Genomic DNA, 13,402 nt, shown 5'->3' with positions numbered 1-13,402 from the left:
CTCCTTTCTTCACCTATTCATTTCTGCGGATTCTTATTTGTCTGAATCATCTTTCCATATTAAGTACCTTCTTATATTTTAAGCGGTCTATCTCAATTTGTAAAACATGTTTTTTGATGTAAATTCAACCAGTAGTGAAAAAAATAGGGAGTAGCGATCAAATTGTATACGTTTACATTTTTTTAGGTAAAAAGAGGATGTTGAAAAAAATATATCAGGATATCAATAGGGGAAGAGAGACAGTGAAAGAGGGTTTTTTCATAGGTGAGAAAGAAGTGGTATTGAAAAAGGAGTGTTCGCGGTTTTTTGTGAGATTATATCACATGAATATTGTGAAACATGCTTCTTTCAGAATAAAATGAGTTATTCGCAAAAAAGTAAAATTTAAAGAGACTATCGATCTAGAATTGTATGGATCTTTGGTATTGATAAAAAATATCACACAGTATAGCTTTAGCGTGGTATAGTAAGATTGTTGTTGCGAATATTTAGACAAAACTGACAATTGGGGGTCGTGTTTTATGAAGAAATCGATGTTACTGATCATGGGACTAATTGTTGTGCTCGTCATGGCAGCCTGTGGTTCAAAATCGGACAGCGGTTCGGGAGAAGGCAAAGGCACATATAAAATCGGGATAGATACAACATATCCGCCATTTGAATTTGAAAAGGGCGGTAAATATGAGGGAATAGACGTTGATTTAATTAACGCCATTGCAAAAGACCAAGACTTCAAAGTGAAGCTTGAAGCAATGGATTTCTCAGGGATCATTCCAGCGATGCAAGCAGGTCAGCTTGATGTTGGAATGGGTGGTATGAGTATTACAGATGAGCGTAAAAAGAAAGTGGATTTCTCAGATCCATACTTCGACGCTGGTCTGACAGTTGTTGTGAAAAAGGACAGCAGCATCAAATCGATTGATGATTTAAAGGGGAAAAAGCTAGCTGTTAAAAATGGGACAACAGGTGCAAAATTTGCAACAGATAACGCAGACAAATATGGGTATGAAGTAGTTCAATTCAATGACAGTCCATCTATGTTCCAAGAAGTATCTAACGGAAATGCAGATGCTTTAATTGAGGATTATCCTGTCATTACGTATGCGATCGCACAGCAAGACTTGAAATTGAAAACAGTTGGAGATCGCTTGAATGGAGACCAATACGGGATCTCAGTGATGAAGGGGAAAAACCAGGACTTATTGAAGAAAATCAATAAAGGGCTGGAAAACCTAAAGAAAAACGGTGAATATGACAAAATTATTGAGAAATATTTGAAGTCATAACACAAGCGAGGCGCGCTCAGAGCGCGCTTTCTTTATGTGTCAACCGTATGTGAATTAGGGAGGGAGAAACATGGATACGATTGTTAATGCATTTCCGTATTTAATGGATGGTTTGCAAACCACTTTATATATCTTTGTTGTTGCTATCATTTTAGGTTTTATCATCGGGTTGATTGTGGCGCTATTCCGCCTGTCACCATTTAAAATCTTGAACTTTATTTCACTCGTTTTTGTCAATGCCATTCGAGGTACGCCATTTATCGTACAGCTATTCTTCATTTATTTTGGGCTTAATACACTTGAATTCATTTCACTTGACCGAGTACCGGCAGGGATTATTACAGTAGCGATTAACGCAGGAGCTTATTTCTCAGAAATTATTCGTGCAGGGATTCAGTCCATTGATAAAGGACAAACAGAAGCCGCACGCTCTTTAGGATTCACAGGTGGACAAAACATGCGTTTTATCGTCCTTCCACAGGCATTCCGCCGTATGCTTCCAGCCATTACGAACCAAGCCATCATCAGTTTGAAGGACACCTCTCTCTTATCGATTATCGGTATTGCTGATATTATGCAGCGGGGACAAGTTCAAGCATCGGCTACATTTGATCCTTTGAATGTCTGGCTCATTGTCGGTGTCATTTATTTCGTGATCATTTATTTACTTTCTCTACTGGCTAGCTACGCAGAAAGGAGATTTGATGTGAAATGAGTATGATTACGGTGAAAAACCTAAAGAAATCCTTTGGTGACAACGAAGTTTTAAAGGATATTAATGCAGTCATCGAGGAAAAAGAGGTTGTATGTGTCATTGGTCCTTCAGGGTCAGGGAAAAGCACATTTCTAAGATGTCTCAATAAATTAGAGGATATTACGGCTGGGGAAGTTGTTGTCCACGGACATACGATTACAGACCCAAAAGTGAATATCAATAAAGTACGACAAGAAGTTGGTATGGTGTTTCAGCACTTTAATTTATTTCCTCATAAAACTGTGTTAGAAAATATCACGATCGCACCGGTGAAAGTAAAAGGGATGGAGAAGAAAGCGGCAGTCGATAAAGCATTAGACTTGCTTGAAAAGGTCGGCTTGAAAGACAAGGCCAAAAGTTACCCTAACCAATTATCTGGTGGACAAAAACAGCGTGTTGCCATTGCAAGAGCCTTGGCGATGGACCCGAAAGTGCTCTTATTCGATGAGCCGACATCTGCTCTTGACCCTGAGGTCGTTGGGGATGTTTTAGCTGTTATGAAACAATTAGCAGTCGAAGGAATGACGATGATTGTCGTCACACATGAAATGGGCTTTGCAAGAGAAGTGGGAGACCGCGTGATCTTTATGGATGGTGGATATATCGTCGAAGAAGACAAACCAGAAGCACTCTTTGGAAACCCGCAGCATGAGCGTACCAAATTGTTTCTTAGTAAGGTGCTATAAAAAAAGAGTAAGAGCAGGTATGCTCTTACTCTTTTTCTTTTGTGACGAGAATGAATATACCGATTCGCATGCATTTCCTAGGAAATATTATCGCTGGAAGAACTCAATCCACTCTTGGTCTGGCCCTCGGAAAAAGAAGTAGCAATAGCCATTGGGCAATGTTGTGATTTCTTCATCTATTAGCTCAATTTGCAGCTTTTGAATACGGTTGAATTCCGCGTGGATATTATCTGTTGTGAAGGCGAGATGGTGGACCTTTCCTTCAGATGGAAGGTCACTGCTATACCCTTGAATGAGTTCAATTTCCGTTTCCGCTTCGTCTTTAAAGCCAAGAAAGGCAAGTTCAATGACTCCGTTTGTATGAGTGATGCGATCCTTTAATTTCATGCCCACCACTTTTTCATAAAAATCAATGGACTGATCAATATTTGTCACCATAATCCCTGTATGATCTAAGCGTAATGTTGTCAAAAAAGAGCCTCCTCTATGTCGAGTTGATATTTTTCTCCTCATCTTATCATAATAGAAGTATCGTATACATTCATATGGTAGGATAGAGAGAGTCAATTTAGGATAAGGATGACACAAATGAAAAAAATCTCATTAAAACAAACATTTGCAGAACAAGTGAAAAAGGGATATCCGCTTATTTCAAAAGATGCTGTGTCGCGTGTGAACGGTGTACAGGAAGGCGAACTTATTGAATGGGTAGATGAAAGAGGCTCTTTTTTAGGGAAAGGATATTATGGTGTGCAAAATAAAGGCATCGGTTGGGTACTTTCCTTTGACGCTAACGAAAAAATAGATCAGGCCTTTTTTGTTTCTAAACTTGAACAGGCATCCAAAAGCAGAACGCATCTATTTCGTGATGCACAGACGACGGCTTTCCGTGTGTTCAATGGGGAAGGGGATGGAATTGGTGGAATCACGATTGATTATTATGATGGATTCTATCTCATCCAATGGTATAGCGAAGGTGTTTATACATTAAAAGAAGATGTATTGGCTGCGATTGAGCAGGTGTATCCTGACTATAAAGGCATTTATGAAAAGAAGCGGTTTGATACGTCTGGACAATATATCGAAGATGACGATTTTGTAAAAGGGGAGAAAGGTGAATTTCCTCTTATCGTCAAAGAAAATGGGATGAACGTGGCGGTTTATCTAAATGATGGTGCGATGACAGGTATTTTCCTTGATCAGCGTCATGTGCGAAAAGCAATTCGAGATCGCTATGCAAAAGGAAAGACCGTCCTTAATACGTTCTCTTATACCGGCGCTTTCTCTGTAGCAGCAGCGCTTGGCGGGGCAAGCCGTACGACAAGTGTAGATGTTGCAAACCGCAGTTTGAAAAAAACATCTGAGCAGTTTGAAGTGAATGGCATTGATGTAGACGGGCAGGATATCAAAGTCATGGATGTCTTTAAATATTTCCCGTTTGCGGCGAAAAAAGGCTGGAGCTATGATGTTGTGATCTTGGACCCACCATCCTTTGCACGAACGAAGAAACACACATTCAGTGCAGCGAAGGATTATAAGAAACTATTAAAAGAAGCCATCCAGATCACAGCTGAGAACGGCGTCATTGTGGCGTCAACCAATAGCAGTGCATTTGGGATGAAAAAGTTTAAAGGATTTATTGCACAGGCCTTTAAAGAATCTGGGAAAACGTATCGTATTCTTGAGGAATATACACTTCCTGAGGACTTCCGTACAACGAAAAATTATCCTGAGGGGAACTATTTAAAGGTTGTCTTCATCCAAGCATAAGAAAAAGCCATTTTCCGATAAGGGGAAATGGCTTTTTCTATAGGGCAAACGACATCAGGATAGGCGCTGCACATAATGTAATAATGGCCGAAATGATCATGGACACACTTGAGATCGTGCCTGAGACCGAGCTCAGTTCAAAGGCCTTCGATGTGCCTGCACCATGTGCTCCTGTACCAAGCAGAACGCCCATTGCAATGTCATTATCAATACGGAAATAACGGATAACCAATGGCCCAATGATTGAGCCAAATAATGCTGTTAAAATGACGAATACAGCCGTAACGGACGGCATCCCGCCAATCATTTCAGACACACTCATCGCAACGGGTGTTGTGACGGATCTTGGGACGAGGCTCTCGATCAGGCTCGTATCCAAATGAAACAATTTGGCGATAAACGCTGTTGATAAAATTGCAACGATAGAACCGCAAGCCACATTCAAAATAATTTCTACTGCATGCTTCTTCAGAATGTGAAAATACTTATATAAAGGAATGGCAAATGCCACAGTCGCAGGTTGAAGCATATTTGTCAGCCATTTTCCGCCTTGATTGTAAGCATCGTAAGGAATGTTCACGATTAACAGCAAGACCACAAGAACAACCGGTGTCACAAGTAAAGGGGAGACATAGACTTTCGGATGACGTTTATAAACCGCTTTTGATCCGAGATAGATCAGAATGGTTAAGATCAAAAATAGTCCGCCAACTAACATAGCTTTTTTCGCTCCTTTCTTTTCGCAATCATCTGCGTCATCATGCCAGTCGAGAGCATGACCACAAAGGTACTAAGTAAAACCACAAGGACAATACTTGTGCCAGATTGAGAAAGTAATGTTCCGTAATCAATCACACCTACTGCTGAAGGGATAAAGAAGAGCAGCAGTTCTCCGAGCAGCCATACGGCGCCAAGTTCAATCCATTTTAATTTAATGATGTTAAAATGAAGTAATAAGAAAATGACAAGAATGCCTAAGATCGTGCCCGGAATTCTTAAATGCAAAAAGGCCGCCAGCACATTCATCAATTTCGCAAAAGCAAATAAAGCCATAATCTGAAGGGTAGCAATCAGCGACGTTTTGAGCAATTGCACTTTCTGTTCACTCCTTTTTCTATATAAATTGTTCACTGTTTCACAAAAACAACACAACGTTCTAATTGGTGAGCTTACTTTAAAGTGTACAGCACGTTCTATTATAGGTAAAATACATATATCGAATAGTTAGTATTCCTTTTGTCTATAGAAAGGGTGAACCATGTGGACATCAGACATTTAACATATTTTTTAGAAGTGGCACGGTTAAAGAGTTTTACGAAAGCATCGCAATCGCTCTATGTGTCGCAGCCGACCATTTCCAAGATGGTCAAAAACCTAGAGGATGAGCTAGGTGTGCAGTTGTTTTACCGTAATGGCAGACAGGTTGAAATGACAGATGCTGGACAAACCATGTATACACAGGCGAGTGAAATCACACAATCCTTTCAGAATTTAACGAGTGAATTAAATGATTTAATGAATGTGAAAAAAGGACATATCCGAATAGGACTGCCGCCCATGATTGGATCAAGCTTTTTCCCAAATGTGATGGGGGAATTCCGCCAGCAGTATCCACATGTCACCTTTCAATTGGTGGAGCACGGCTCCATTAAAGTAGAGGAAGGGGTAGAGGATGGATCATTAGATATTGGTGTCATTGTTCTGCCTGCAAATGATAAAATTTTTCATACATACACCATCATTAAAGAGAATATGAAGCTTGTCACCCATCCATCACATCCGATGGCAGGACGTGATGAGGTTCATTTGGCTGATTTAAAGGAAGAGTCTTTTATTTTCTTTCGAGAAGATTTCGTTCTGCACAGCCGAATCTTAAATGAATGTATGAATGCGGGATTCAGGCCGAACGTTATTTATGAAACGTCACAATGGGATTTCATCAGTGAAATGGTTGCTGAGAACCTTGGAATCGGGCTTCTGCCTGAACGGATTTGCCGTGATCTAGATCCTGATAAAGTGAGGATCATTTCCTTAAATCCGTCTATTCCTTGGCATTTGGGTGTCATTTGGCGAAAGGACCGCTACTTGTCCTTTGCTGCAAGAGAATGGTTAAAGCATACAAAATCCTATGTGTGGGATGCAGAGTAAAAGGGAGGACGATACAGATGAAATTAAGCTGCGTGTCTCATCTTTTGGAAAAGGTTCGAGCGGAAAATCCGCTTGTCCATAATATCACCAACCAAGTTGTGACGAACTTTACAGCGAATGGACTGCTTGCTTTAGGTGCTTCTCCAGTCATGGCAAACGCCAAAGAAGAAGTGGCAGAAATGGCGCAATTAGCGGATGCACTTGTGCTGAATATCGGCACACTAACAAAGGATACAGTGGAGGCAATGATCATTGCTGGACAAGCGGCCAATGAAAAAGGTGTACCAGTTCTATTAGATCCTGTTGGTGTTGGTGCGACAACGTTTCGGACGAGTGCGGCGAAACAGCTGTTACAGCAAGTGGACATCACTATTGTCAGAGGGAATGCTGCTGAAATAGCTCATTTAATTGGAGTGAATGGCTGGCAGTCAAAAGGGGTTGATGCAAAAGGGGCAAATGGAGATGTATCGTCTTTAGCAAAGCAGGCGGCAAAAGCCCTTCAAACCGTTGTGGCGATTACGGGGAAAGTGGATGTCGTGTCAGATGGAGAAGAGGTTCTATCTATTCATAATGGACACGAATGGTTAACCAAGGTGACAGGGACTGGCTGTTTACTCACCTCTGTCATAGGGGCATTTTGTGCAACAGGGGAACGTCCAATTCATGCGTCGGCATCAGCTCTGCTGTTTTATGGTGTCGCTGCAGAAAAGGCAGCTCAGCAGACAGATGAGAAAGGGCCAGGGACCTTTCAAATCGAATTGCTAAACGCGCTGTCCAATACAAATGGTCAAGATGTAATCACGTTAGGAAAAATAGGGGGAGTTTTGCATGACGAAGGTTGATCAGCAGCTAATCAAACAGCAATTATCGGTTTATTTTATTATGGGAACAGCGAATACAAGCCGGCATCCGCTTGATGTGGTGAAAGAGGCCATTCAAGGCGGGATCACGATGTTTCAGTTTCGTGAAAAGGGTGAAGGTGCTCTGCAAGGTGAAGAAAAGAAAAAAATCGCTCAGCAGATTCAAGCACTTTGCCAAGAAGCGAATATTCCCTTTATCGTAAATGATGATGTACAACTTGCAATCGATCTTGATGCAGATGGTGTCCATGTTGGGCAGGAAGATACACTTGCACAAGATGTACGGCAAAGAATCGGGAATAAAATATTAGGCGTGTCCACGCACAATCTAGATGAAGTGAGGCAAGCGATGAAGGACGGGGCAGATTACGTTGGGATGGGTCCAGTCTATCCTACAGAAACAAAAAAGGATACACGCAGTGTCCAAGGTGTTTCTTTAATCAACGAAGTACGTCAACACGGTCTTCACATTCCTATTGTGGGCATCGGCGGTATCACATATGAAAATGCGGCACCAGTCATCCAAGCGGGAGCCGATGGCATTAGCATCATTAGCGCCATTAGCCAAAGCGCTGATCCGAAAAAAGCTGCGGAAGAACTAACATCTCTCGTCGAGTCAGAGAAAGCAGCTCTTTCATCTCTAAAAGACATGGATTGACTCATCCATGTCTTTTCTACCTGCGTGAAAAATAGACAGAAGAGATACAATTGTGTACAATCAAATTGTTTGATTGTTTTCGAAATGACAGGTAAATAAAGGAGAATGAATCATGGAAGTGCTCGATACGTATTTTCGCCGATATGATGAAGCGGGAAAAGGGCAAGAGCAAATGAACGAATTGCTGGCATTGTTTTCTGATGATGTCATGATTGTCTTAAATGGTGCTGAAAAGCCTGGCATCCAAGCGTTCACACAGTTTTTGAACACATTTTTCCACGTACATGAAGACATTAAGCACATGTGGGATGGCTGGGTGAAACGAGAAGATGGGAAGTATGAAACAAACTGGGCTGTTTGCGGAAAGTTAACAGACGGTCGTGTATATACAGCAGAAGGCATTGATATTGCGGAGCTGGATGATCAAGGAAAGATCGTTTATTTAGAAAACGTCCCGAAAAACCCAGAGTTATTCCAGCGATATTAAAAAGCCGGCAGAGCGGATATTATCCCCTCTAATTAGACAGTATGAGATAATAAGCAAGCATGGGGCTTGCTTATTATCAGATTTATTTATCCGTAAATAGCTTATCAATCAAACTTATAGCAACAAAACAAAATGGAAATGCAATGAAAATGTACAGAACGTTTTTAGGTACAAACATATTGTAATAATAGAAAAATACACTCATAAATAAAATCATCACTGCATACTTGATTATCCTCTTCACAACAGTCCTCCTAATATATATCTACCCAACCATTATTAGTGCACTTATCCCTCTTATCTAACTGTTTAGCAATTTGAGTTCACACACTGGTAGCTTAGGCTTCTTTTATTTGTCTAACGAATAAGCGTCAATCGCTTCTTTAGCAGATGTTTCTTGATCAAAAAGAAGATATCGGCTGTACACTTCGCTTAAATGCAGGGGACCTTCGTCTAAGTTTTCAACTAGCTCAAAGATATCTAGTACGGCTGCTAGTTTTGTGGTTGTTTGTCCATGATCTCCATTTTCAAATGTCTCATCTGGAAAATGGTCTTTGACGATTTGTTTCACTTTTCGTTTGTTTTTTGCTCTCACTAAAATGATTCGTTCCTCAAAGATTTTATCCGGTCTCACCTTTGGTGAGGAGCTAGATTCAAATAATAATTTTGCTGAGTACAATTTATGCATATGTTTCACTTCTTCCTTGTGGGGTGAATTTCCAGTATGTGTTTAAAATGATAACATAGGAATAACAAGAGAATTGAAGTCTATGGGGGTAATAGGGTTGAAAAGAATCATTGATAACAGAGGAGAAGTTCATGAAATTCTATTGATCATCATCACATGCTGTTCGTTGATCACGTTGAGGAAATGTGACAAGTTAGAAAGATATAAAGAGAGATTAAAAGGCCAATTTATCCCATATTGAGTACAGTTTTGAAATAGCAAGAACACTGAAAAAGCCGGCAGAGTAGCCGGCTTTTTCTCATCAATCTGTATCCATATGCATGCCTGTGTGTGCTTTTACTTGAATTTCTGTAAAGGTGTCTTCATCTGCTTTTTCAGAGGAGAAAATGGTGCCTAAGTAAGCTGCAAGGAATCCGAGCGGGATCGAGATAATCCCAGGGTTCGATAGTGGGATAAGCGGCTCTCCTGTGAAAATTGCTGCCCCTGATGGGTCCCAGACGCTTGGGCTGAGTGACACGATCAGGAGTGCGCTCAGAAGACCTGTTAAGCTTCCTGCGATAGCACCTGTTGAGTTAAATCGTTTCCAAAAGACAGTGAAGATAATCAACGGTAAATTCGCACTTGCTGCCACTGCGAAGGCAAGTGACACAAGAAAAGCGACGTTTAAAGATTGCGCAAATAATGCAAGAATGATGGAAAGGATGGCCACGCCGATGGAAGCAAAGCGTGCCGCCTTCACCTGTTCCCGTTCACTCGCTTTCCCTTTGCGGATAATCTGGCTATAAAAATCATGGGCAAAGGCAGACGCGGCGGATAAAACGAGACCGGTGACCACTGCCAGTATAGTCGCAAAGGCAATAGCGGAAACAAAGGCAAATAATAAATCTCCCCCTAGGGCCTGTGCAAGCAGTGGTGCAGCCATGTTTCCTGCTGCATCGGCTGCCGTAATTGCATCTGTTCCGACAAAAGCAGCGGCACCGAAGCCGAGGAAAACCGTCATTAAATAAAAAATCCCGATGATCCACGTAGCGGATAGAACAGATTTACGCGCAGAAATGGCATCCTTTACTGTATAAAAACGGATCAAAATATGCGGCAAACCTGCTGTTCCAAGCACAAGTGCAAGGTTCAGAGACAAGGTCTCTAAAGGCACATCATATTTATTTCCCGGGTGAAGAAAAGCTTCACCAAGCGGGGTCGCTGTTTTCATCTGTTCAAACATCTTCAGCAGGCTAAAATCAAACTTAGCAAACACAAGCAGCGAAATAATCAGTGTGCCCAGCATGAGAAGCACAGCTTTCGTGATCTGTACCCAGCTGGTTGCGATCATGCCGCCAAACACGACATAAATGGTCATCAAGACACCTACGATCAGCACCGCAATCCAGTAATCTATGCCAAGAAGCAGTTTGATTAATGCACCTGCCCCAACAAGCTGCGCAATCATATAAAAAGTCGAGACTGTGATTGTGTTAAATGCGGCTACCCCTCGAATGGCAGGACGCTTAAATCGTGCAGCAATCATATCAGCCATCGTATATTTTCCTAGATTTCGAAGCGGTTCAGCCACGACATAAAGGACGACAAGATACGCTACAAGAAAGCCAATACTATAGAAAAAGCCGTCAAATCCATTTAAGGCGATCATGCCGGCGATCCCTAAAAATGAAGCAGCAGACATATAGTCCCCGGCAATGGCAAGGCCGTTCTGAAACCCAGTCAGACCGCCGCCTGCGGTGTAAAAATCACTCGCATTGCTTGTTTTTTTCGCAGCAAAATACGTGATGACCAATGTGAGCCCTACGATCGCTATGAATAAAATAAAAGCGGTCATACTCATTCGTCATCACCTCTAGATTCAGTTTTTAAAGCGCTTACATATTTGTCGAACTGAGCTGCTTTTTTTGCATAAAGCCCACATAAAACCCATGTCATCACAAATTGCGTGAGGGCAAATAACCAAGCCCACGTGATCGCTCCAATTGCTGGCGTGTTCAAAAAGGTGAAGTAGGATGTAGCAACCGGAAGTGAAAAGTAAAAGAGAAAAAAGAAAATCGTCATCGGTACGATAAATCTGCGTTTTTCCTCAAGAAGTTTTCGAAAATCCTTTGAAGCGGCAACCTTCTTATAATGAACGTTTTTGTCTGCCATTGTTTCCTCCTTTGTACGAATTAGGGACAAGGTACTCCAATGCATATGAGACGATCTGGTTGTTTATGACAGTATATCATAAAAAAGGCACCCGAAAAGGGTGCTTTCTACCGATAATGCGCAAGAAATGTTTGTCTTGCTTTTTCATATGCTTCTGCATCAAAATGATCTCCGCATTTGTGAATACACCAGGGCTCCACTTGCCTTGCAATCCCAACCTCATATCCCTGCTGTGCAAACTCAAAAGACTGTGACACATCATAAAAATGAAAGCCGTCTAAAAGATCCTCACGCCACTTGATATCATATTGTGTTGCCATAAAAAGACCGTCAATAGCAGAAGCTTTGATATAACCTTGGGGCTCTGTCTGTGGATGACCAGATTCAAACGTCAGTAGCTGATAGGTGTCGTGCCGATATTCAATGACTTTCCCTCTGCAATCATGGCTCTCCCACCAGATTCCATTGTCTGGCACACTTTCTGCACCTATTACCCCAAGCATGCCAAGTGACGGATTTTGCAAGAAAAGTGGGATCAGCTCGAGAAGCATATGCTGTTTGACGATGAGTGTATCTTGATGAAGATAAATTTTAAACTGTGCAGGATGAGTGAGAGCTTCATTGTATCCAGAGGCCATACTTGATGCATGTCTAATGGGCAAAACCTCTACATGATACCCGTGCGGAGCAGGAAGTGAAGCGAGCTGCCGGAAGCAAGCTTGAAACATCGACTCATCATTTACACATAAAACAAATAAGATGGTGGGGCTACTCATTGAGTTGAACCGCCTCAACCACGTATTGATAGGCTGTCGCTGCCTCGTTAAAATCAAAACGGATGCCATGTTTTACGAGTAATTCATGTAGATCATTCATGACGCCCGTATAGGAAGGGTGTTGTACACGAATGGTTTCAAGCTCACGAACATGAAACCCGGCTGACTGAAAGAGGGCATGAATTTCGTGAAGGGTAAAGAAGCGTAAATGTGTTTGATCCATTAATCCTGCATCTGTATAAGAAAATCTCCCAGCCAGTAATTCTAAAACCGTTGAAATATGACCAATATTCGGAATGGAAGACAAGATGGCCCCTTCCCTTTTTAGAAAGGGTTTGACCTTTTTTAAAACGGCCCAAGGGTCCAATAAATGTTCAAGAACATCTCCGAAAATGATGCAGTCAAATTGTTCATGCTGATAAGGCAGCGCCATCTGTTCAATATTGCCGCATAAAACATGATCCAGCGCTTTCTCAGCCTGCTTTGCTGCATCTTCAAAAGATTCAATTCCATATATGGTACGGTCTTGTTGTTTTAAGACTTTTCCAAGCTGGCCTGTGCCGCATCCGATATCCAAGATAGACGTCCATTCCTTGCGAATACGATGGACAATCACAGGGTTCACACCGTGATAATATTGATCCTTCTTTTGATGATAATAAGATAGGGAATCTGAACTCACGCGCCACCCACCTTTCTTCTTTCTTGTGTCTTATGCTTAATATATGGGTGGGGAGCTTGGTTTTATAACGAAAATGGGCAATTTTCATGAATGACAGCTAAAAAGGGGTCATATAAAGAACAGGGAACGGACTGTCCTCCTAAAAATAGAAAGACAGAACCCCATTGAGTGGAAGGGATTGGTATGATGAGGTGTTCAATTATTGTAGCGTATCGTCATGAAAGGATGTTTAAAGGTCAATTGACAGGTTAGAACTTTAGCCAAAGCAATCTGAAAGACAAAGGATAACGGCGTTGATTACGGTTTGTTTATCATCTTCTGATCACCGTTGGATGTTAAAAAAGCTTGTATTTCCTCGATGCCTAGTCCAATTTTTTTCGCTTCTTGAATCAAATAAACCCACTCTTCGTCAACTCTTCTTTTCACTTGCGTATCCATAATATCCTCCAGTTCAAT

17 protein-coding genes are annotated in these 13,402 nt (G+C 41.5%); 8 read left to right on the top strand and 9 right to left on the bottom strand.

Features of this window, described 5'->3' with window-relative positions; all coding sequences use genetic code 11:
* Positions 1 to 521: 521 nt before the first annotated feature.
* The 3 genes from N521_RS04100 to N521_RS04090 all read left to right on the top strand — a co-directional run bounded on the left by N521_RS04100 (position 522) and on the right by N521_RS04090 (position 2,726).
* Complete coding sequence (locus N521_RS04100) at positions 522 to 1,286, top strand: transporter substrate-binding domain-containing protein (protein WP_035389894.1); 765 nt, start codon at positions 522 to 524, stop codon at positions 1,284 to 1,286.
* A gap of 70 nt (positions 1,287 to 1,356) precedes the next feature.
* Complete coding sequence (locus N521_RS04095; RefSeq protein ID WP_007497860.1) at positions 1,357 to 2,001, top strand: amino acid ABC transporter permease; 645 nt, start codon at positions 1,357 to 1,359, stop codon at positions 1,999 to 2,001.
* The gene (locus N521_RS04090; RefSeq protein ID WP_007497858.1) at positions 1,998 to 2,726 is read left to right on the top strand and encodes an amino acid ABC transporter ATP-binding protein; all 729 of its coding nucleotides are present in this window, start codon (positions 1,998 to 2,000) and stop codon (positions 2,724 to 2,726) included. The genes N521_RS04095 and N521_RS04090 overlap by 4 nt, the downstream gene beginning before the upstream one ends.
* Positions 2,727 to 2,813: 87 nt before the next feature.
* On the opposite strand, the gene N521_RS04085 is transcribed toward N521_RS04090, so the two are convergent.
* Positions 2,814 to 3,197: a VOC family protein gene (locus tag N521_RS04085; RefSeq protein WP_008345541.1), complete on the bottom strand. Its 384-nt coding sequence runs from the start codon at positions 3,195 to 3,197 to the stop codon at positions 2,814 to 2,816.
* A 117-nt stretch (positions 3,198 to 3,314) separates the two neighbouring features.
* Between N521_RS04085 and N521_RS04080 the strand changes: the two genes are divergently transcribed.
* The gene (locus tag N521_RS04080) at positions 3,315 to 4,496 is read left to right on the top strand and encodes a class I SAM-dependent rRNA methyltransferase (protein ID WP_019743483.1); all 1,182 of its coding nucleotides are present in this window, start codon (positions 3,315 to 3,317) and stop codon (positions 4,494 to 4,496) included.
* Between the two features lie 37 nt (positions 4,497 to 4,533).
* Here N521_RS04080 and N521_RS04075 read toward each other — a convergent pair whose 3' ends face one another.
* A complete protein-coding gene (locus tag N521_RS04075) occupies positions 4,534 to 5,214 on the bottom strand; it encodes a CidB/LrgB family autolysis modulator (protein WP_007497850.1) in 681 nt (226 codons plus the stop codon).
* Positions 5,208 to 5,591 carry a CidA/LrgA family holin-like protein gene (locus N521_RS04070; protein WP_008345527.1) on the bottom strand — a complete coding sequence of 128 codons (384 nt, stop codon included), beginning with the start codon at positions 5,589 to 5,591 and terminating at the stop codon, positions 5,208 to 5,210. The genes N521_RS04075 and N521_RS04070 overlap by 7 nt, the downstream gene beginning before the upstream one ends.
* A 165-nt stretch (positions 5,592 to 5,756) precedes the next feature.
* Here N521_RS04070 and cidR point away from each other — a divergent pair, with 165 nt between their 5' ends.
* The 4 genes from cidR to N521_RS04050 all read left to right on the top strand — a co-directional run bounded on the left by cidR (position 5,757) and on the right by N521_RS04050 (position 8,649).
* The gene (gene cidR, locus N521_RS04065; RefSeq protein ID WP_035389891.1) at positions 5,757 to 6,644 is read left to right on the top strand and encodes a cidABC operon transcriptional activator CidR; all 888 of its coding nucleotides are present in this window, start codon (positions 5,757 to 5,759) and stop codon (positions 6,642 to 6,644) included.
* Positions 6,645 to 6,661: 17 nt separating this feature from the next.
* Entirely contained in the window at positions 6,662 to 7,486 is an 825-nt protein-coding gene (gene thiM / locus N521_RS04060) for a hydroxyethylthiazole kinase (RefSeq protein ID WP_035389889.1), read from the top strand.
* On the top strand, positions 7,473 to 8,162 hold the full coding sequence (thiE, locus tag N521_RS04055; protein WP_025208193.1) for a thiamine phosphate synthase: 690 nt from the start codon (positions 7,473 to 7,475) through the stop codon (positions 8,160 to 8,162). The genes thiM and thiE overlap by 14 nt, the downstream gene beginning before the upstream one ends.
* A 112-nt stretch (positions 8,163 to 8,274) precedes the next feature.
* On the top strand, positions 8,275 to 8,649 hold the full coding sequence (locus N521_RS04050) for a nuclear transport factor 2 family protein (protein WP_008345523.1): 375 nt from the start codon (positions 8,275 to 8,277) through the stop codon (positions 8,647 to 8,649).
* A gap of 349 nt (positions 8,650 to 8,998) precedes the next feature.
* Here the strand turns inward: N521_RS04050 and N521_RS04045 are convergent, their stop codons facing one another.
* The 6 genes from N521_RS04045 to N521_RS04020 form a co-directional block, all read right to left on the bottom strand.
* Positions 8,999 to 9,337 (bottom strand): DUF4288 domain-containing protein, encoded by a 339-nt coding sequence (locus N521_RS04045; protein ID WP_025208192.1) that lies wholly within the window; start codon positions 9,335 to 9,337, stop codon positions 8,999 to 9,001.
* Between the two features lie 301 nt (positions 9,338 to 9,638).
* Positions 9,639 to 11,177, bottom strand: coding sequence for a solute symporter family protein (locus tag N521_RS04040; RefSeq protein WP_007497838.1), 1,539 nt, complete (start codon positions 11,175 to 11,177; stop codon positions 9,639 to 9,641).
* Positions 11,174 to 11,488, bottom strand: coding sequence for a DUF485 domain-containing protein (locus tag N521_RS04035; RefSeq protein WP_025208191.1), 315 nt, complete (start codon positions 11,486 to 11,488; stop codon positions 11,174 to 11,176). The genes N521_RS04040 and N521_RS04035 overlap by 4 nt, the downstream gene beginning before the upstream one ends.
* 107 nt (positions 11,489 to 11,595) lie before the next feature.
* Complete coding sequence (locus tag N521_RS04030) at positions 11,596 to 12,264, bottom strand: glycosyltransferase family protein (RefSeq protein WP_035389886.1); 669 nt, start codon at positions 12,262 to 12,264, stop codon at positions 11,596 to 11,598.
* Positions 12,257 to 12,946 carry a class I SAM-dependent methyltransferase gene (locus tag N521_RS04025; RefSeq protein ID WP_017360141.1) on the bottom strand — a complete coding sequence of 230 codons (690 nt, stop codon included), beginning with the start codon at positions 12,944 to 12,946 and terminating at the stop codon, positions 12,257 to 12,259. Before N521_RS04025 ends, N521_RS04030 begins: the two co-directional genes overlap by 8 nt.
* Before the next feature lie 297 nt (positions 12,947 to 13,243).
* Complete coding sequence (locus N521_RS04020; protein ID WP_008345506.1) at positions 13,244 to 13,384, bottom strand: anti-repressor SinI family protein; 141 nt, start codon at positions 13,382 to 13,384, stop codon at positions 13,244 to 13,246.
* Between the last annotated feature and the right edge of the window lie 18 nt (positions 13,385 to 13,402).

Source organism: Bacillus sp. UNC125MFCrub1.1 (genome assembly GCF_000701305.1).
Taxonomy (GTDB): domain Bacteria; phylum Bacillota; class Bacilli; order Bacillales; family Bacillaceae; genus Bacillus; species Bacillus altitudinis.
The sequence above is the reverse complement of the archived record's forward strand: the minus strand, read 5'-3'. Positions and strand labels throughout refer to the sequence as shown.